Annotated in this window: 1 protein-coding gene; it reads left to right on the forward strand. The window is 51.6% G+C overall.

Annotated elements, in window-relative coordinates; all coding sequences use genetic code 11:
- On the forward strand, positions 1 to 285 hold a 285-nt coding region (locus tag LZP73_RS20675), incomplete at both ends, for a cellulase family glycosylhydrolase (protein WP_234236847.1).

Below are 285 nucleotides of genomic sequence, written 5' to 3' on the forward strand. Positions count from 1 at the left end.
GCTGAAGACATTTTGTCCGTGATCCGCAAAAATTCTCCGAAAAATATTGTGATCGTTGGGACAGGCACTTGGAGCCAAGATGTCAACGATGCGGCGGACAATCAGCTGAAAGACGGCAATGTTATGTACGCGCTCCATTTTTATGCGGGTACGCACGGTCAGTCTTTGCGGGATAAAGCAGACTATGCACTCAGCAAAGGAGCGCCGATTTTCGTCACAGAATGGGGAACGAGCGATGCTTCCGGAAACGGCGGTGTCTACCTCGACCAATCCAGGGAGTGGCTG

Origin of the sequence: Shewanella sp. AS16 (assembly GCF_021412365.1) — a bacterium.
GTDB classification, from domain to species: domain Bacteria; phylum Pseudomonadota; class Gammaproteobacteria; order Enterobacterales; family Shewanellaceae; genus Shewanella; species Shewanella salipaludis.